Here is a 17,395-nt window from a genome sequence, read left to right as displayed (position 1 = left end):
GTAAACGAACATGAGCACCGACAAGAAATCCGTCCGTCTGCGCCGCGCGCGCCGGACGCGTGCGAAGATCACTCAGCTGGGCGCGCACCGCCTGACGGTTCACCGCACGCCGCAGCACATCTATGCCCAGATCATCTTCGAAGGCAAAACCCTGATCGCCGCTTCGACGGTGGAGAAGGACGTGGCCTCCGGCCTGGAAGGTACGGGCAACGTCGACGCCGCCAAGAAGGTGGGCGCCACCATCGCCGAGCGTGCCAAGAGCGCCGGCATCGTCAAGGTGGCTTTCGACCGTTCCGGTTTTCAGTATCACGGCCGCATCAAGGCGCTGGCCGAAGCCGCGCGTGAAGCCGGCCTGGAGTTCTAAATCATGGCTAACTATCAGAACACGCAGGACGACGGCCAGGGCAGCGATCTCAAGGAGAAGCTGGTTGCCACCAACCGCGTCTCCAAGACCGTTAAGGGCGGCAAGCACTTCAGCTTCACCGCGCTGACCGTGGTGGGCGACGGCGCTGGCCGCGTCGGCTTCGGCTACGGCAAGGCTCGCGAAGTGCCGCAGGCAATCAGCAAGGCGATGGACCAGGCTCGCAAGAACATGGTCACCGTCCCGCTCCGCGGCCACACCATCCAGCACGAGGTGATCGGCACCCACGGCGCCACTCGCGTCCTGCTCCGTCCGGCCTCCGACGGTACCGGCGTCATCGCCGGTGGCGCCATGCGCCCGATGTTCGAAGTCGCCGGCGTGCAGAACGTGCTGGCCAAGACCTACGGTTCGCGCAACGCCATGAACGTGGTGCGTGCCACCGTCGATGCCATCAAGAAGATGAGCCTGCCTTCCGAGATTGCCGCCAAGCGTGGCAAGACGGTTGAAGAGATCCTGGGGGCCTAAGCCATGACCGCTACCACCAAGCAGATCAAGGTCACGCTGGTTCGCAGCCTGGCCGCCCAGCTGAAGATGCACCGCAATTGCGTGAACGGCCTCGGTCTGACCCGCATGCACCAGTCCGTGATCGTGTCGGCCACCCCGGAGAATCTGGGCATGGTCAACAAGTCGCGCTTCATGCTGAAAGTCGAAGAAGTGAACTGAGACAGTCATGAAACTGAACACCATCAAGCCCGCCAAGGGCTCCAAGCCGGGTAAGGTCCGCGTTGGCCGTGGCATCGGCTCCGGCTTCGGCAAAACCGCCGGTCGCGGCCACAAGGGTCAGCGCGCTCGCTCGGGCGGCTACCACAAGGTTGGTTTCGAAGGCGGCCAGATGCCGATCCAGCGTCGTCTGCCCAAGCGCGGCTTCAAGTCGCCGCTCAAGGGGCTGACTGCGGAAGTGCGCCTGTCCGAGATCGAGAAGCTGACCGCCACCGAGATCGACCTTGCTGTGCTCAAGGCTGAAGGCGTGGTTGCTGCGGGTGCGCAGACCGCCAAGCTGGTGAAGTCCGGCACGCTGACTCGTAAGGTCAGCTTCAAGGGCGTGCTCGCTACCAAGGGTGCCCGCGAAGCCGTGACCGCCGCTGGCGGTAGCTTCGCCGAGTAAGCCCAGTACCGTTTCCCTAGCCTCCACCGAACGCGTTCGACCGAGTAGACCATGGCAAATCAGCAAGCCACCGGGATGATGCCGGATCTCTCCAAAATGGGAGAGGTCCGCAATCGTCTGCTGTTCCTGCTGGGCGCGCTGGTGGTGTACCGCATCGGTTCGTACATCCCGGTGCCGGGCATTGATCCGGGCAAACTGGCTGCGCTGTTCAGCCAGCAGAAGGGCACCATCCTGGACATGTTCAACATGTTCTCGGGTGGCGCACTCGAGCGTCTGTCGATCTTTGCCCTGGGCGTGATGCCCTACATCTCCGCCTCCATCATCGTGCAGTTGATGGCCGCTGCGGTGCCGCAGCTCAAGGAGTTGAAGAAGGAAGGCGAGGCCGGTCGTCGCAAGCTGACCCGCTACACCCGTTTCGGCACCCTCGGCCTGGCGATCTTCCAGTCGGTCGGCGCCGCCACCGCTCTGCAGAAGAGCGGCGTGGCGATGTTCCCGGGCTTCGGTTTCGTGTTCGTCGCCGCCGTGTCGCTGGTGACCGGCACCATGTTCCTGATGTGGCTGGGTGAGCAGATCACCGAGCGCGGCGTCGGTAACGGCATGTCGATGATCATCTTTGCCGGCATCGTCGCCGGTCTGCCCCGGGCCCTGGGTGCTACCGCCCAGCTGGTCAGCGAGGGCTCGCTGAACGCCTTCGTGGTGATCGTGATGTTTGCGCTGGTCGGTCTGGTGACCTGGGCGGTGGTATTCGTGGAACGCGCTCAGCGGCGTATCCCGGTTCACCACGCGCGCCGTCAGCAGGGCCGCAAGCTGTTCGCCGCCCAGACCCAGCATCTGCCGCTGAAGCTGAATATGTCCGGCGTGATCCCGCCGATCTTCGCTTCCTCGATCATCCTGTTCCCGGCCTCGATCGTCAGCTTTTTTGGCGACGGTGAAGCGGGCAGCTTCCTGCAGCGGCTGGCCAATGCCTTGTCGCCAGGCCAAGCCCTGCACTCGGTGCTCTACGGCGCCATGATCATCTTCTTCTGCTTCTTCTACACGGCGCTGGTGTTCGATTCCCGCGAGACCGCCGAGAACCTGAAGAAGTCCGGCGCGATCATTCCCGGGGTTCGTCCGGGCGTGCAGACCGGCCGCTACATCGACCAGGTGTTGACCCGCCTGACGGTTGCCGGCGCCATCTACATCACCGCCATCTGCCTGTTGCCGGAAATGCTGATCGCGAAGTGGTCGGTTCCCTTTGCCTTCGGCGGTACCTCCCTGCTCATCACCGTGGTGGTGGTCATGGACTTCATGGCGCAGTTGCAGGCGCACCTGATGTCGCATCAGTACGAAGGTTTGCTGAAGAAGCAGAACCTCAAGTCGCTCGGCAAGGGTGCCGACGGCAAGTCCGAGCAGAAAACCCCTGGTCGTCCCGGCGCACTGCGCCAGGGCTAATAGCAACAACGTCGTCAAGAGATAGAGCCATGAAAGTCCGTGCATCCGTCAAGAAAATGTGCCGCAACTGCAAGGTGGTGCGCCGCAATGGTGTCGTGCGGGTGATCTGCTCTGACCTGCGCCACAAGCAGCGCCAGGGTTAATACCCTCCGTCTGATCGGGGCGGCCTGAATGGGTTGGTCTGCTCAGCAGGGTTTGGAAGATCGAGTTTTGCCGGCTGCGTCAAGGGCGTTGCCGTTTGAATAAGTCAAGAGTTTTCTTTACAATCCGCGCCCTTTTATTTGGCGCTTGAAGGAAGTCGAACATGGCACGTATCGCGGGCGTCAATGTCCCCGACAAGAAGCACACGGTGATCGCGCTTCAGTCGATCTATGGCATCGGCGCGACCCGGTCCAAGAAGATCTGTGAAGCGACCGGCATCGACCCGTCGGTCCAGATCAAGAGCCTGACCGAGGCCGAGCTGGACAAGCTGCGTGCCGAAATCGGCAAGTACATCGTCGAAGGCGACCTGCGTCGCGAGGTTTCGATGAGCATCAAGCGGCTGATCGACATGGGTTGCTACCGTGGCACCCGTCATCGCCGTGGACTGCCGGTCCGTGGCCAGCGTACCCGTACCAACGCCCGTACCCGCAAGGGTCCGCGTAAGGCGACTGTCGCCTCCAACAAGAAGTAGTAACCAGTCAGTTTAAGGACGCCCTATGGCCGCCCCACAATCCGCCGCAGCTGCCGCTGCCGCCAAGCGCAAGAAGGTCAAGAAGAACGTTAGCGATGCGGTCGTGCATGTGCACGCGTCGTTCAACAACACCATCGTGCTCATCACCGACCGCCAGGGCAACGCCTTGTCTTGGTCGACGGCCGGTGCCTGCGGCTTCAAGGGCTCGCGCAAGTCGACCCCGTTCGCGGCCGGTGTTGCCGCCGAGCGTGCGGCGACCGCAGCGGCCGAGCATGGCGTGAAGACGGTGGAAGTGCTGGTCAAGGGCCCCGGCCCTGGCCGCGAGTCTGCGGTCCGCGCTCTGAATGCGGCTGGTTTCAAGGTGACCAACATCTCCGACGTCACCCCGATCCCCCACAACGGCTGCCGTCCGGCCAAGCGCCGCCGCGTCTAAGGCCTAGGTAACAGGAATCGATCATGGCTCGTTATATCGGCCCCAAGTGCAAGCTGTCCCGTCGTGCCGGCACCGACCTGCTGCTCAAGTCGCGCGCCCGCAGCCTGGAAACCAAGTGCAAGCTGGAAACCCGCCCCGGCCAGCACGGCGCGGCCAAGACCCGTCTCTCGGACTACGCCCTGCAGCTCGCTGAGAAGCAGAAGCTCAAGCGCATGTACGGCGTGCTGGAGCGTCAGTTCCGCAACTATTACCTGAAGGCCACCAGCTCCAAGGGCGCGACCGGTCTCAACCTCGTGCACTTCCTGGAAGCGCGCCTGGACAACGTCGTCTACCGCATGGGCTTCGCCTCCACCCGTGCTGAAGCCCGCCAGCTGGTTGGCCACAAGTCGGTGGAAGTCAACGGCAAGCCGGTGAACATCCCCTCCTACCAGGTGGCGGTGGGCGACGTGGTGTCGATCCGCGAGAAGTCCCGCAACCAGACCCGCATCGCCTCCTCGCTGCAGCTGGCCTCGCAGGCCGGTTTCCCGGAGTGGCTGGACATCGACGAGAAGGGTCTGAAGGGCACTTTCAAGTCGCTGCCGGAGCGTAGCCAGATTCTGCCCGACATCAACGAAAACCTGGTCGTCGAGTTGTACTCCAAGTAAGCGATAGCCGCCGCACTGGTTTTCCCGAATTTTCTAGAGGTCATCCCATGCAGGGTATCGTCAACGATTTGCTCAAACCGCGTAACGTCGAGGTCGAACAACTCGGTCCGAACCATGCGCGGGTTTCTCTGGAACCGCTTGAGCGCGGTTTTGGCCACACTCTCGGTAACGCCCTGCGTCGCATCTTGCTGTCCTCCATCCCCGGCGCCGCGATCACGGAAGTCCAGATCGAGGGCGTGGTGCACGAGTACAGTGCCGTCGAAGGCGTGCAGGAAGACGTGCTCGACGTGCTGCTGAACCTCAAGAACGTCGCCATCCGCATGCACTCGCGCGACAGCGCGACCCTGACCCTGTCGAAGTCCGGCAAGGGCCCGGTGACCGCCGGGGACATCCAGCTCGATCACGACATCGAGATCGTCAACCCGGATCTGGTGATCGCCAACCTCACCGGCGGCAAGCTGAACATGACCCTGCGCGTGACTCGCGGTCGTGGTTATCAGCCTGCGCTGGCGCGCCCCGAGGAAGAGGGCGTCGGCATTGGCATGCTCAAGCTTGATGCCTCGTACAGCCCGGTTCGCCGTGTCAGCTACTCGGTGGAGCGCGCCCGTGTTGAGCAGCGCACCGACTTGGACAAGCTGATCCTCGACATCGATACCAACGGTGGTGTCGACGCCGCTGAAGCGGTGCGCCAGGCGGCCCGTATCCTGCGCGACCAGCTCACCATCTTCGTCGGCCTGGAAGCCGAAGAGACCGTGGCCGTCGCCGGCGGCAAGAAGGATCTCAGCCCCATCCTGTTCCGTCCCATCGACGAGCTGGAACTGGGCGTGCGTTCCACCAACTGCCTCAAGGCCGAAAACATCTACTACATCGGCGATCTGGTGCAACGCACCGAGACCCAGCTGATGAAGACGCCGAACCTCGGCAAGAAGTCGCTCAACGAGATCAAGGAAGCCCTCAAGGGCCACGATCTCGACCTGGGCATGAAGCTCGACAACTGGTCGTCGCCGAAAGCCTCGGCCTAAGCCATCAGATCTGGAATCTAAGTCATGCGCCACAAAGTCTCCGGCCGCCGTCTCGGCCGCACCACCGCTCACCGCAAGGCCACCATGCAGAACATGGTCGCCTCCCTGATCCAGCACGAGCTGATCCAGACCACTGTCCCCAAGGCCAAGGAGCTGCGTCGCGAGATCGAGCCGCTGATCACCCGCGCCAAGGAAGACTCCCTGCACAACCGCCGCATTGCGTTCGACCGCCTGCGCAACCGTGATGCCGTGCAGAAGCTGTTCCTGGATCTCGGCCCGCGCTTCAGCAAGCGTCCGGGCGGCTACCTGCGCATCCTGCGCTGCGGCTTCCGTGCCGGTGACAATGCGCCGATGGCGTATGTGGAACTGGTTGATCGGCCATTGTCGGTTGGTGAACAAGCCTCGGCGTAATGTTCCCACAAGAATAAAAACGGCGCCCTAGGCGCCTTTTTTATTCGTCGGCCGCGACTCGGCTTGGGACGCTTGGACTGCGGCCCTCTTTTCGGAGCTGACGGTCTTCGTCACTGAGAAAACGTGAACCACGCATTGAAAGCCACGGTGATGCGCGGGGAGTCCCCGAAAAATGGGGTGACTTGGTGCGATACCCAGGATGGGAACAGCAGCAAATCGCCTGGGTTCAAGAAGTACTCCCGGGATTGATAGCCGTACGGGATTCTGAGCTTGCTGTTTGCCGCATCTTTGAACATCGCGGCGGCGAGGTTGGGGTGCGGAAAACTTAGTAGGCCTCCCTTCTCTGGCTCTTCGCCGTTGCATCCCGAATCGACGCAGTAGACGCCCGACCACGAAGCCATGGGGTGGTTGTGAAGTCCGAAATAACCGTGCTGTCGAGTGACGTGGAACCAAGCATCGGCATGTCCGATGATTCTAGACAGTGTGGTGGCCTCTTGACCATGCAATGTCGAGACGAAGTGGTGCAAGTGCCGCCAGCAGAATTCCCGCAACTCGCGTACGCATGGCTCGGGCCAATTGAACAAGTCGAAGCGGCTCTCGAATAAGTCCTTGGTCACCTGCATGGTGGCCTTCGCATTGGCGGAAGAAGGATCCTTTTCCTTTTCGAGAAATAGCCTGCGCAACTCAGCGTTCAAACTGCTTGGTGCCGGGTGACGAGCGAAGCCGAATGGCGTCGCAAAAGGGGTTGTAATTTGTAAGTTCATTTGCGGTTGATGGTACTTGTCCTGCCGCAATTCATGCACGCCTCCCCAAAGGCCAAACATCGACTGCTAGGTGTTGAGGTTCGATACGTTATTCATGGGGATGCGGCTGATGGGAGGGCAGAAGCCGATTGCTGAATGTTGTCGGTGGTGATTGTAGAAGTGGTTCCATCGTGCAAGCTGGTCGGTGCGTTCGCTGGAGTGGTTATAGGCATGGGCATAGGCCCATTCGCGCAGTGCCGTTTGCACAAAGCGTTCGGCCTTGCCGTTGGTCCGTGGCGTATACGGTTTGGTGAAGACGTGGCGGATGCCTCGTACGGCCAGTGCGGCACCAAAAGGCTTCGAGCGATAGGACACGCCGTTGTCCGTCATCACCCGCGCGGTTGAAACACCGTGTTCGGTAAACCACGCCAGTGCGCGTTCCAGAAAGTCGGTGGTCGTAGCTTTCTTCTCGTCGATCAGCACTTCGGTGTAGGCCAGCCGGCTGTGATCGTCAATGGCCAGATGCAGCACTTCCCAGCCCACGCAGCAGACGTGATCGCGCTTGTTTCCGGTGATGCGGTGTCCGGTCTTCTCGAGCCGCCCGAGCTTCTTGGTGTCGAGGTGAATCATAGACCCGGGCGTCGTATGCTCGTAGCGCACCACCGGTGGTGGCGCTTCGATGGGAGGCAGCCGGCTCAAGCTCCGACCGGCCAGGAACCGCCGCACAGTCGGATAGGGCGCTGCCAGTGAGCTGGCAATCGCCCGGATCGTCCAGCGGGCCCGACGCAAGCGCAGTGCTTCAGCAAGCTGCTCTCCGTTCAGCGCCGCGCGCACGGCATGAGGTCGGCTCGACCGATCCCGAAGGCCCGCGTCGCCTTCAGTCACAAAGCGGGACTTCCATTTCGCTGCCGTGCGCTGCGAAATACCCGCCTCAATCGCAGCGGCAGCAAGACCAATGACTGCGATCCGCTCTACCAATCACATTCGCCCACGCCACGTCGTTCGGGCATTCTGATGACTGTTCATCCGGCTCCCTGGTGATGGCTCTGAACTCTCGACAAGCTCAGATTCCCATCTCCACAGCCGGATGAACAACCTATCGAACCTTTACAGCTAGCCCGCGAGGTTCCCTGTCTGGGCAAGGATTTTGCTTTCCCACAAGTATCAGGCGGGATATGGGTTTAGGCCGTAAGCCGTATTGACGTGTCGCAATGCACAACGTTACGTTGCGGTGACAGCCTGGGCTGAAACTCGTGTTGGCTTGGCATGTGGGCCCTGCTTTGGTCGAGGGCCTTTAATTTTTTGGTATTCGCTGTCCCCAAGGGAGTCAATCAAATGAAACTTAGCGTAGACGGATGTATTCGGAGGTCAGTGTGGGCTGCGTTCGCCGCTGGCATTGCCAGCGCCGCAGCTCCCACTTTTGCGCAGGACACCGCTCCGGCGGCGACCACTGTGCCTGAGACGGCTCCTGCGCCTGAAGCGGCCCCTGCCGCTGCTCCGGCGACCAAGGCGGTGGAGTTGAAGGCTGTTCAGGTTACGGGCTCGCGCATCAAGGCGCCGAATCTGACCAGTTCCAGCCCGATTACCACGGTAGGCGCGCAGGAGATTAAGTTCCAAGGCACCACCCGCGTCGAAGATTTGCTCAACAGCCTGCCGCAGGTGTTTGCGGATCAGGGCGGCAACCTCGCTAACGGCGCGACTGGTACTGCCACTGTGGATCTTCGCGACCTTGGCTCCTCGCGTACCTTGGTGCTGATCGACGGCAAACGCGTGCAACCGGGTGATCCTGGCGATTCCACCGCTGACCTCAACTTCATTCCTGCGGCACTGATTGATCGCGTTGACGTGCTGACTGGCGGCGCTTCGGCCACCTATGGTGCTGACGCGGTCGCAGGTGTCGTCAACTTCGTGATGAAGAAGAATTTTGAAGGCGTTCGCATCGAGGCTCAGCGCGGCATCTTCAACCACAAGAATGACAGTCAAATCGGCGATGTTGTGCAGGCCAAGGGCTTTACGCGCCCTGCCGAGAATAAGTGGGACGGTCAGTCTTGGGATCTTGCCGCAGTTATCGGCACCAATACGGCTGATGGTAAGGGCAACGTTTCGGCCTACGCGACTTACCGCCAGATTGATCCCATTGATCAGGGGCAGCGCGACTTCAGTGCGTGCGCGCTTTCTCGTGCTAGTGCTCCGACTGGTGCGCGGCCTAACGACTTCATCTGCGGCGGTTCCGGTACCAGCGCGACCGGCCAGATTCTTGGCAATTACGATGGCGCCTATACCCTTGATACGTCTGGTCCGGGCAATACCTTCCGCCCGTTCGCTGCGACGGACGTTTTTAACTTCAATCCGTACAACTACTTCCAGCGTAACGACGAGCGTTACACCCTGGGTGCGTTTGGTCATTACGAGATCAATAAGCACGCTGAGGTTTACAGTCAGGTCATGTTCATGGATGACCGCACCAATGCCGTGATCGCGCCCAGCGGCGCCTTCGGTGTGGCCGTCACCATCGATCGCGACAACCCGCTGATCTCGCAGCAACAGGAAGACCTGTTGTTCCAGAACGAAGACCCGACTGCCCAGACCACGGACACTCTGATCCTGCGCCGCAATGTGGAAGGTGGTGGTCGTGACAGTGATCTCCGCCACAACTCCTTCCGTATCGTCGGCGGCATTAAGGGTGATATCGTTGGCGACTGGTCCTATGACGCGTCTTATCAGTTCGGTAAGACCACCCGCGAGAACATTTACCGCAACGACTTCTCGATCGTGCGCGTCGGTCGGGCTCTGGACGTCATCGATGACGGTAGTGGAAACGCGGTTTGCCGCTCGTTTGCCGACGGGACCGACCCGGCATGTGTGCCCTGGAATATCTTCTCGGTTGGTGGCGTGACCCCTGCGGCTCTCGGCTACCTCCAGACTCCGGGCTTCCAGCTCGGAGTGGTTGAGGAGCGTGTTGCCACGGCGTCGGTCTCCGGTCCGTTGCCCTTGCAGACGCCCTGGGCTAATGAAGCCGTTACGGTCGCGTTGGGTACGGAATACCGGGACGAGCGTTCCATCCTGGAAGTTGATCAGGCTTTTGCCACAGGTGACCTCGCTGGTCAGGGTGGTGCAACGCTTGGCAGCGGAGGGCAATTTGATGTCAAGGAATTCTTTGCCGAGGCCCGACTGCCGATCTGGCAGGACCAGCCGTTTGGTAAGGAGTTGAGCGTTGACCTCGGGTATCGCTTCTCCAGCTACAGCTCCATTGATAGCACCAACGCCTACAAGGTTGGCCTGAACTACGCTCCGGTTGACGATATCAAGCTTCGTGGCAGTTACAACCGAGCGGTTCGTGCCCCGAACATCGGTGAGTTGGCCTCGCCGCTGAACGTGCAGTTGGATGGTTCGACCGATCCTTGTGCTGGTCTGCTGACTCCGGACCAGGTTGCCGCGGGTGAAGTTGTTTCAGGCGGCGCTACGCGCGACCAGTGCCTTAACGATCCGCTGATTGCCGCCAACCCGGCACTGTATGGCACCATCCGACCGAATGCTGCGGAGCAGTACAACGGCCAGGTCGGCACCTCACCGGGCCTGAAGGCCGAGACCGCCGACACCTATACCTTTGGCTTTGTGTTGACTCCGTCGTTTGTCAAAGGCCTGAGCTTCTCCGTCGACTACTTCAACATCAAGGTTGACGGTTACATCTCGGGCTACGGCGCAGATACCATCCTGGCCTCTTGCTACAACAGTGGTGCGCTTTGCGATCTCATCAATCGCGATCCCACCGCCGGTATCACCCAGGGTACCCTTTGGCTGAGCAACAACGGTTACGTCGTCGACACGACGACCAACACTGGTACGTTGCTGGCTGCGGGTATTGACTTCAAGGGCGATTACCGCATCAAGGCCACCGATCTCGGCCTGGGTCCTGTTGGTACCTTCGTGGTCGATTACGTCGGTACTCTGAACACCCAGCAGAAGGTTTCCCCGATCCCGGGTGACGAAAGCCTGGCCTACAACTGCGTCGGTAAGTACGGTCCGCAGTGCGGCGCGCCGGTTTCGCAGTGGCGGCACAAACTGCGTGGTAGCTGGCAGATGCCCTGGTATGACTCGGCGGTTTCGCTGGCTTGGCGCTACATCGGTGAGGTCGAGGCTGACGGTTCTGGTCTTAACAATCTCCGTGACGACAAGCTGTCGGGTCAGAGCTACTTCGATCTGTTCGGCAGCATCCGCCTTGCGAAGAAGTACACCGTGCGCGCCGGTATCCAGAACGTCCTGGACAACGAGCCGCCGTTGGTGGGCTCCGGCGCCACGACCTCCGTTGTCGGCAGCGGTAACACCTATCCTCAGGTGTACGATTCCATGGGACGCTTCCTGTTCACCAGCGTGACCTTGGATTTCTAAAGCAGCACTGTTGTTTGCAATCAAAGCGGCGGGTTCGTAAGACCCGCCGTTTTTTTTTGGATAATCTGCTAGCACGTAAAGACGACGAGGGTGGGTTTGACGGTGGAACTGTCGAGAACGATTCAACAGACCCTATCGGTACTGCATCAGCAGGCCAGTGAGGCGATGGCTGCTGCCGATGCTGAGACGGCACGGGACCGCCTCAAACAGGCATTGAATCTGCACTCGTCGGACCCCGGTTTGTGGCTCCACCTTGCGGCCGCCAGCAGAGCTTGCTGCGATTATTCGGGCGCAATGGTCGCCGTCGATCAGGCCTTGCGTCTTGATCCACGTTTCTTTCTCGCCCTTCTGATGAGGGCGACGTTGCTAGAAAGAGACGGAAAATCGAAGGAAGCAGCCCGCGCGTACGGAGTTGCGCTCACCCAGGCGCCGGCGGATAGTCGGCTAGACTCAGCTAGCCTCCAGGCCATACGACATGGGCGTTTGGTTTACGAACGCTATCTGCGCGGAATGCGTGAGCACCTAAACCAGATAGTCCCGCTGATTACAGAGACCAACAGCGGTGTGGTGGGACGACGGCTCGCCAACTTTGTCGACTCCACTTTGGGCCTCAAGCCGCGCTTCCGACAGGAGCCGACAGACTATTTCTACCCCGGCCTGCCTGCAACCGAGTTTTGGGAGCGAGGCGAGTTCCCCTGGTTGGAAGAACTGGAAGCAGCTACTCCGCGAATTCAGCAGGAGCTCGCCCAAATTATGGCGGTAGAGCAGGGGTTCACCCCCTATGTTGATTACCCCGACGGCATTCCGCTAGACCAATGGGCTGCATTGAATCGCTCGCTGAGCTGGAGCGCGTTTCATTTTTTTCATCACGGGCGCCGTTACGAAGAGAACTGTTTACGCTGCCCGGCTACGATGGCGGCGTTGGCAAAGTTGCCGCAACCGCAAGCTGCGGGGCGCATGCCGGCGGCGATGTTCTCTGTGCTAAAGCCGCAAACCCGAATTCCGCCGCATACCGGCGTAGCCAACGTCCGTTTGGTGATGCACCTCCCTTTGGTGGTTCCTTCGGGCTGCGGTTTCCGTGTGGGTAATGAAATCCGAGAGTGGCGTGTTGGCCAGGCCTGGATCTTCGACGACACCATTGAGCACGAGGCCTGGAACAACAGCAACGAAGTTCGCGTGGTGCTGATTTGTGATGTTTGGAATCCCCGCCTCAGCACGATTGAGAGGGAGAACATCAGCGCGGTACTGGCGGCAATGGATAGTTATAACGAACTGACTCCGAGCGAAGGGTTATGAGCCTGCTAGCCATGCCCACAATCTGACGTGACCTGGCTCCATATTGGGCTTGCCTCATGAGCCGCGTTAGGTCAGAGGAATACCTGTACATAGCAACGGTATCGTCAGGTTGGAGATTCAGCTCTCTCCCGATTGTTTGCCGGTTCAATATGTCTCCGCGCTATTCGGCCGGCTTCACCGGGGCGTCGGCTTCGCGGCTCGGGATGCGGTTCAGGAGATCAAGCTTTCTAGGGGCGGTTTACGTCACGGGCACCCTTACTGGCTTGGCACGCTGCGGGTGTGTGACTCCGAAGCCGCGACTAGAAAAGCCGGTCTCGGCGAAAGCTTGGTCGTGAGTTTCCCGGCGCGAAAGCTCTGCTGGCAGATGCTGGCTGCGCTGCTGTTGTGCCCAGCCCATTTTTGCGCGGCGGAGTCACGACTGAGCGTCGGCAATGGGAACGAACCTGAAACCTTGGACCCACAGCGAGTCGAGGGCGTCAGCGCGTCAAACATCGTACGCGACCTCTACGAGGGACTAACCAGCTTGTCGTCTCGCGGTGAGGTCGTTGCCGGCGCGGCGGAGCGCTGGGAGGTCAGTCCCGACGGCCGGGAATACCGGTTCCAACTGCGCGCGCAGGCGCGTTGGTCGAATGGCGATCCACTAACGGCAGAGGATTTTGCTGATGGTCTGCGTCGCAGTGTCGATCCAGCGACCGGTTCTGCCTATGCCCAGATGCTGGCACCTATCGAAGGCGCGACGGAGGTGATGGTTGGGGCGCGGCAACTTAGAGAGCTTGGCGTGGAAGTGATCGATGCGCAGACTCTAATAATCCGTCTGAGCTCGCCTCGGCCGTACTTCCTCGGGTTGCTATCCCACCCCTCTACCTTCCCCATCCACCGCCCCAGCCTGGAGCGCTGGGGCAAGGATTTCGCACGCCCTGGCCGTCTGGTCAGCAATGGCGCCTACACCTTGGAGTCCTGGACGCCGCAGTCGTCCATTCGCCTGAAGCGCAACCGCTATTACTGGAACGATGCGCGTACTGCCATCGACACGGTGGTGTACCAGCCCTCCGAGGACAGCAATACCGAGCTCAAGCGGTATCGCGCCGACGAACTGGACGTGACCTACGAGATTCCCTTGCAGCAGGCGCCATGGTTGCGCCAGCACTATGGCCAGGATTTGCATGTTTCCAGCTATCTCGGAACCTACTTCTACGGCTTCAACTGCTCCCGCCCACCGTTCAAGGACAACCCCAAGCTGCGCAGGGCCTTGACCTTGGCGGTGGATCGCCAGGTGATCGTCGATAAGGTCATGAACGGTCTCGCGCTGCCGGCGTATAGCCTGCTGCCGCCGGGCTTGAGTGGCTACACGCCGCAACGGCCGGAATGGGCCGACTGGTCGCGCGAGCGGCGGCTGGCCGAAGCCAGGCGCCTGTACGCGGAGGCGGGCTACTCCGAGCAGCGGCCGCTGGAGGTGGAACTGCGCTACAACACCCACGAGGATCACAAGCGCATCGCGACAGTGGTGGCGGCGATGTGGAAGCAGTGGCTGGGTGTGCGCACCACGCTGCTCAACGAGGAGTTCAAGGTCTTTATCCAGAATCGCAATCTGCGCAAGATCACCCAGTTGTTCCGTGCGGTCTGGATCGCCGACTACGACGACCCCACGGCCTTTACCGACATCCTGCATTCCAGCCACGGCCAGAACGACATGGCCTACAGCAATCCGGACTACGACAGCTTGCTGGCGTTGGCAGCCGCAGAAGCGGACTCCGAGCGTCGCCGCCAGCACCTCGCGCAGGCCGAGCAAATGCTGCTGCGTGACCAGCCGCTGCTGCCGATCTACACCTACACCTCCAAGCATCTGGTGAAGCCCTGGGTCCAGGGCTGGCAGGACAATCCGCTGGACATCCATTACAGCAAGGATCTGCGCATCGTCGGGCGTCCGGGCGAGGCGGCACGGTGAGTCGTTATGCGCTGCTGCGCTTGCTCACGGCGCTGCCGACCCTGCTGCTGCTGGTGACGCTCAGCTTCTTCCTGATGCGCCTCGCTCCCGGCGGCCCCTTCGATGGCGAGCGCAGTCTGCCGCCGGAGATCGAGGCCAGCCTGCGTGCCGAATACCACCTCGACGAACCCCTGCCGCAGCAATACCTGCGCTATCTCGGCGGACTGCTGCGCGGTGATCTCGGGCCCTCATTCCAGTACCAGGGCTTCCGGGTGCGCGAGTTGATCGCGGCAGGCTTGCCGGTATCGCTGAGCCTGGGATTGTTGGCGATGGCGCTGGCCTTGCTGCTCGGTGGAGCCACGGGCGTCGTCGCCAGCCTGCGGCCGGGAAGCGTGCTGGACCGGGGCCTGATGAGTCTGGCGATGCTGGGCATCTCGGTGCCCAGCTATGTGGTGGGCCCACTGCTGGTGCTGCTGTTCGCGGTGCTGCTGCGCTGGCTGCCGGCGGGCGGCTGGGAACCGGGTCGCTGGAGCGATCTGCTGCTGCCGGTGCTGGCACTGGCGCTGCCGCAGATCGCCGCCATCGCCCGGCTGTTGCGCGGCTCGATGCTGGAGGTGCTGCGCCAGCCGTACATTCGTACCGCTCGCGCCAAGGGGCTCCCGGAGTCCCGCGTGGTACTGGTGCACGCCCTGAAGCCGGCCTTGCTGCCGGTGCTCTCTTATCTGGGCCCGGCCACCGCTGGACTCATCACCGGCTCCGTAGTCGTCGAGCAGGTGTTCGGTCTGCCTGGCATCGGTCGTTACTTCGTGCAGGGGGCACTCAATCGCGACTACACCCTGGTGCTGGGTGTGGTGCTGGTCTATGGCGCGATGATCGTGCTGTTCAACTTTCTGGTCGATCTGCTCTACGGCCTGCTTGACCCCAGGCTGCGGCGAGCATGAGCACGATGGCGGAAGGCCTGTGGCCGCTGTTGCGCCGTGATCGCGGTGCGTTGCTGGCGGCGGCCTTGCTGAGCCTGCTTCTGCTGCTGATCCTGCTCGGCCCACTGTTGTCGCCCTATGCGGTGGACAGCATCGACTTCGACGCCGACTGGGCGCAGCCGCCGCAGTGGGCCGGGCGGCACTGGTTCGGCACCGACGGTCTCGGTCGCGACGTCTTCGTGCGCAGTCTGGAAGGTGGCCGGGTGTCGCTGCTGGTCGGTATCGCCGCCACTGCGGTCTCGCTGCTGATCGGCGTCGCCTACGGTGCCATCGCCGGCTACTTCGGCGGCCGGCTCGACGAGCTGATGATGCGTGCGGTGGACATCCTCTACGCCCTGCCGTTTCTGTTTCTGGTGATCCTGCTGATGGTGCTGTTCGGCCGTGAGTTCTGGTTGGTGTTCGTCGCCATCGGCGCGATCAACTGGCTGGACATGGCGCGCATCGTCCGGGGCGAGACCCTGGCCCTGAAGCAGCGCGAGTTCGTGCTCGCAGCGCGCGCCTCGGGCCTGGGCGATTTCGCCATTCTCTGGGGCCAGATCCTGCCCAACCTGCTGGGTACGGTGGCGGTGGTGGCGACGCTGACCGTGCCGCAGGTGATCCTCACCGAATCCTTCCTGAGCTTCTTGGGCCTGGGGGTGCAGGAGCCGGCCACCAGTTGGGGCGCGCTGGTCAACGACGGCGCCCGCGAGATGGAGCGCACGCCCTGGACACTGCTGTTCCCGGCCGGCCTGCTGGCGCTGACGCTGCTCTGCCTCAACCGCCTCGGCGACGCCCTGAGCGATGCCCTCGAGCGCGGTGCGGACTAGCACCATGGCCCTGCTGGAAGTGGAAGACCTGAGCATCGACTACCCGCGTGGCAGGGTGGTGGACGGCCTTTCTTTCACGCTGGAGGCGGGCGGCTGTCTGGGCCTGGTTGGCGAGTCCGGCTCTGGCAAGTCGCAGAGTGCGCTGGCGCTGCTGGGTCTTCTGCCCGAGCAGGCCCGCGTGCAGGGTTCGCTGCGCTTCCAGGGGCAGGATTTACTGGCGCTCCCCGAGGCCTCGCGGCGCCGGTTGCGTGGCAGCGCCATCGGCATGGTGTTCCAGGATCCGATGAGCAGCCTCAACCCCTACCTGCGCATCGGCAGCCAGCTCACCGAGATGCTGGTCGTGCATCGCGGCCTGGGGCAGGGCAGTGCCGAGGCCGAGGCTTTGCGCATGCTGGAGGCGGTGCGCATCGGCGACGCCCGCCGCCGCCTGCGGCAGTGCCCGCACGAGTTTTCCGGCGGCATGCGCCAGAGGGTGATGATCGCGATGATGTTGCTGCTCAAGCCGGCGCTGCTGATCGCCGACGAGCCCACCACCGCGCTCGATGTCACCGTGCAGGCCGAGGTGCTGCGCCTGCTGGCAGACCTGCGGCGCGAGTTCGGCCTGGCTTTGCTGATGATTTCCCACGACCTTGGCGTGATCGCCGAGGTCGCCGACCAGGTGCTGGTGCTCTACGGTGGCCGGATGATGGAGCGCGGACCGGTGCCGCAGGTGCTCGGGCAGGCCAGGCACCCCTACACGCGCGGTCTGATTGCCTGTCGTCCCCGTCTCGACAGTCCGCTGGGGCGACCGCTGTCGGCGATCCCCGGCTCCGTGGTCAGCGCGCGTGACGCGCGAACAGGCTGCGTTTTTGCACCCCGCTGCGAGTTGGCGCGTGCGCTTTGCCAGCGTCAGCGTCCGGTCTGGACCTCGGTGGACGGTGGCGCGGGGCTGGCCTGCCATGCGGCGGCTGGCTGGCCCGAAAACGGTGACGGCTAAGTCATTTTTTTACCCATTCTCCGGGGGCTTGCCTTACCATGCTCGGGCTGCTGAACAAACGGTAAATAGTGCCTCCGGGGAAGCCCTATGCCCTGGCGGCTCGCCGTGCCGGCAGCCACCGACCGCGCCAGATCCCCAGGG

At 62.1% G+C, this 17,395-nt stretch carries 19 protein-coding genes; 17 read left to right on the top strand and 2 right to left on the bottom strand.

All coding sequences use genetic code 11. The features are described from left to right. Positions 1-10 precede the first annotated feature (10 nt). The 11 genes from rplR to rplQ all read left to right on the top strand — a co-directional run bounded on the left by rplR (position 11) and on the right by rplQ (position 6,140). Complete coding sequence (gene rplR / locus ED208_RS06400; protein ID WP_123211041.1) at positions 11-364, top strand: 50S ribosomal protein L18; 354 nt, start codon at positions 11-13, stop codon at positions 362-364. Between the two features lie 3 nt (positions 365-367). Beyond that, positions 368-886 carry a 30S ribosomal protein S5 gene (rpsE, locus tag ED208_RS06395; protein ID WP_123211040.1) on the top strand — a complete coding sequence of 173 codons (519 nt, stop codon included), beginning with the start codon at positions 368-370 and terminating at the stop codon, positions 884-886. 3 nt (positions 887-889) lie between these two features. Beyond that, positions 890-1,084 (top strand): 50S ribosomal protein L30, encoded by a 195-nt coding sequence (gene rpmD / locus ED208_RS06390; protein WP_123211039.1) that lies wholly within the window; start codon positions 890-892, stop codon positions 1,082-1,084. 7 nt (positions 1,085-1,091) lie between these two features. Beyond that, positions 1,092-1,526 (top strand): 50S ribosomal protein L15, encoded by a 435-nt coding sequence (gene rplO / locus ED208_RS06385; protein ID WP_123211038.1) that lies wholly within the window; start codon positions 1,092-1,094, stop codon positions 1,524-1,526. Positions 1,527-1,577: 51 nt separating this feature from the next. Further along, the gene (gene secY, locus ED208_RS06380) at positions 1,578-2,957 is read left to right on the top strand and encodes a preprotein translocase subunit SecY (RefSeq protein ID WP_123211037.1); all 1,380 of its coding nucleotides are present in this window, start codon (positions 1,578-1,580) and stop codon (positions 2,955-2,957) included. Between the two features lie 29 nt (positions 2,958-2,986). Continuing rightward, the gene (gene rpmJ, locus ED208_RS06375) at positions 2,987-3,100 is read left to right on the top strand and encodes a 50S ribosomal protein L36 (protein ID WP_123211036.1); all 114 of its coding nucleotides are present in this window, start codon (positions 2,987-2,989) and stop codon (positions 3,098-3,100) included. Between the two features lie 161 nt (positions 3,101-3,261). Further along, complete coding sequence (gene rpsM, locus ED208_RS06370) at positions 3,262-3,630, top strand: 30S ribosomal protein S13 (RefSeq protein ID WP_123211035.1); 369 nt, start codon at positions 3,262-3,264, stop codon at positions 3,628-3,630. Positions 3,631-3,655: 25 nt separating this feature from the next. Further along, the gene (gene rpsK, locus ED208_RS06365) at positions 3,656-4,063 is read left to right on the top strand and encodes a 30S ribosomal protein S11 (RefSeq protein ID WP_123211034.1); all 408 of its coding nucleotides are present in this window, start codon (positions 3,656-3,658) and stop codon (positions 4,061-4,063) included. A gap of 23 nt (positions 4,064-4,086) precedes the next feature. Continuing rightward, positions 4,087-4,707, top strand: a complete 621-nt coding sequence (gene rpsD, locus ED208_RS06360) for a 30S ribosomal protein S4 (protein WP_123211033.1) — start codon at positions 4,087-4,089, stop codon at positions 4,705-4,707. A 47-nt stretch (positions 4,708-4,754) separates the two neighbouring features. Next, positions 4,755-5,729: a DNA-directed RNA polymerase subunit alpha gene (locus ED208_RS06355; RefSeq protein ID WP_123211032.1), complete on the top strand. Its 975-nt coding sequence runs from the start codon at positions 4,755-4,757 to the stop codon at positions 5,727-5,729. A 24-nt stretch (positions 5,730-5,753) separates the two neighbouring features. Further along, on the top strand, positions 5,754-6,140 hold the full coding sequence (gene rplQ, locus ED208_RS06350; RefSeq protein ID WP_123211031.1) for a 50S ribosomal protein L17: 387 nt from the start codon (positions 5,754-5,756) through the stop codon (positions 6,138-6,140). Positions 6,141-6,250: 110 nt separating this feature from the next. Here rplQ and ED208_RS06345 read toward each other — a convergent pair whose 3' ends face one another. Continuing rightward, positions 6,251-6,904 carry a putative 2OG-Fe(II) oxygenase gene (locus tag ED208_RS06345; RefSeq protein WP_158608467.1) on the bottom strand — a complete coding sequence of 218 codons (654 nt, stop codon included), beginning with the start codon at positions 6,902-6,904 and terminating at the stop codon, positions 6,251-6,253. A gap of 66 nt (positions 6,905-6,970) precedes the next feature. Continuing rightward, positions 6,971-7,861 (bottom strand): IS481 family transposase, encoded by an 891-nt coding sequence (locus tag ED208_RS06340; RefSeq protein ID WP_123211029.1) that lies wholly within the window; start codon positions 7,859-7,861, stop codon positions 6,971-6,973. 357 nt (positions 7,862-8,218) lie between these two features. On the opposite strand from ED208_RS06340, the gene ED208_RS06335 reads away from it, so the two are divergent. From ED208_RS06335 to ED208_RS06310, 6 genes are all read left to right on the top strand, one after another. Further along, a complete protein-coding gene (locus ED208_RS06335; protein WP_158608466.1) occupies positions 8,219-11,272 on the top strand; it encodes a TonB-dependent receptor domain-containing protein in 3,054 nt (1,017 codons plus the stop codon). Positions 11,273-11,374: 102 nt separating this feature from the next. Beyond that, a complete protein-coding gene (locus tag ED208_RS06330; protein ID WP_233574912.1) occupies positions 11,375-12,568 on the top strand; it encodes an aspartyl/asparaginyl beta-hydroxylase domain-containing protein in 1,194 nt (397 codons plus the stop codon). Between the two features lie 364 nt (positions 12,569-12,932). Beyond that, entirely contained in the window at positions 12,933-14,513 is a 1,581-nt protein-coding gene (locus tag ED208_RS06325; protein ID WP_123211026.1) for a peptide ABC transporter substrate-binding protein, read from the top strand. Further along, positions 14,510-15,433 (top strand): oligopeptide ABC transporter permease OppB, encoded by a 924-nt coding sequence (oppB, locus tag ED208_RS06320; protein ID WP_123211025.1) that lies wholly within the window; start codon positions 14,510-14,512, stop codon positions 15,431-15,433. The genes ED208_RS06325 and oppB overlap by 4 nt, the downstream gene beginning before the upstream one ends. Further along, positions 15,430-16,278, top strand: a complete 849-nt coding sequence (locus ED208_RS06315) for an ABC transporter permease (RefSeq protein WP_123211024.1) — start codon at positions 15,430-15,432, stop codon at positions 16,276-16,278. Before oppB ends, ED208_RS06315 begins: the two co-directional genes overlap by 4 nt. A gap of 4 nt (positions 16,279-16,282) precedes the next feature. Beyond that, on the top strand, positions 16,283-17,254 hold the full coding sequence (locus ED208_RS06310) for an ABC transporter ATP-binding protein (protein WP_158608465.1): 972 nt from the start codon (positions 16,283-16,285) through the stop codon (positions 17,252-17,254). The last annotated feature ends 141 nt before the right edge of the window (positions 17,255-17,395 follow it).

It is taken from the genome of Stagnimonas aquatica (assembly GCF_003730135.1).
Lineage (GTDB): Bacteria > Pseudomonadota > Gammaproteobacteria > Nevskiales > Nevskiaceae > Stagnimonas > Stagnimonas aquatica.
Note: the sequence above shows the minus strand (reverse complement) of the source record. Positions and strands in the feature narration are given on the sequence as shown.

Excerpts from the sequence above, each read along its gene's own strand:
- ED208_RS06310 (WP_158608465.1), top strand. The coding sequence starts at position 16,283 with ATGGCCCTGCTGGAAGTGGAAGACCTGAGCATCGACTACCCGCGTGGC.
- rplQ (WP_123211031.1), top strand. The coding sequence starts at position 5,754 with ATGCGCCACAAAGTCTCCGGCCGCCGTCTCGGCCGCACCACCGCTCAC.
- ED208_RS06345 (WP_158608467.1), bottom strand. The coding sequence starts at position 6,904 with ATGAACTTACAAATTACAACCCCTTTTGCGACGCCATTCGGCTTCGCT.
- rpsD (WP_123211033.1), top strand. The coding sequence starts at position 4,087 with ATGGCTCGTTATATCGGCCCCAAGTGCAAGCTGTCCCGTCGTGCCGGC.
- ED208_RS06335 (WP_158608466.1), top strand. The coding sequence starts at position 8,219 with ATGAAACTTAGCGTAGACGGATGTATTCGGAGGTCAGTGTGGGCTGCG.
- rpsE (WP_123211040.1), top strand. The coding sequence starts at position 368 with ATGGCTAACTATCAGAACACGCAGGACGACGGCCAGGGCAGCGATCTC.
- rpsM (WP_123211035.1), top strand. The coding sequence starts at position 3,262 with ATGGCACGTATCGCGGGCGTCAATGTCCCCGACAAGAAGCACACGGTG.
- ED208_RS06315 (WP_123211024.1), top strand. The coding sequence starts at position 15,430 with ATGAGCACGATGGCGGAAGGCCTGTGGCCGCTGTTGCGCCGTGATCGC.
- secY (WP_123211037.1), top strand. The coding sequence starts at position 1,578 with ATGGCAAATCAGCAAGCCACCGGGATGATGCCGGATCTCTCCAAAATG.
- rpmD (WP_123211039.1), top strand. The coding sequence starts at position 890 with ATGACCGCTACCACCAAGCAGATCAAGGTCACGCTGGTTCGCAGCCTG.
- rpsK (WP_123211034.1), top strand. The coding sequence starts at position 3,656 with ATGGCCGCCCCACAATCCGCCGCAGCTGCCGCTGCCGCCAAGCGCAAG.
- rplO (WP_123211038.1), top strand. The coding sequence starts at position 1,092 with ATGAAACTGAACACCATCAAGCCCGCCAAGGGCTCCAAGCCGGGTAAG.
- rplR (WP_123211041.1), top strand. The coding sequence starts at position 11 with ATGAGCACCGACAAGAAATCCGTCCGTCTGCGCCGCGCGCGCCGGACG.
- rpmJ (WP_123211036.1), top strand. The coding sequence starts at position 2,987 with ATGAAAGTCCGTGCATCCGTCAAGAAAATGTGCCGCAACTGCAAGGTG.
- ED208_RS06325 (WP_123211026.1), top strand. The coding sequence starts at position 12,933 with ATGCTGGCTGCGCTGCTGTTGTGCCCAGCCCATTTTTGCGCGGCGGAG.
- ED208_RS06355 (WP_123211032.1), top strand. The coding sequence starts at position 4,755 with ATGCAGGGTATCGTCAACGATTTGCTCAAACCGCGTAACGTCGAGGTC.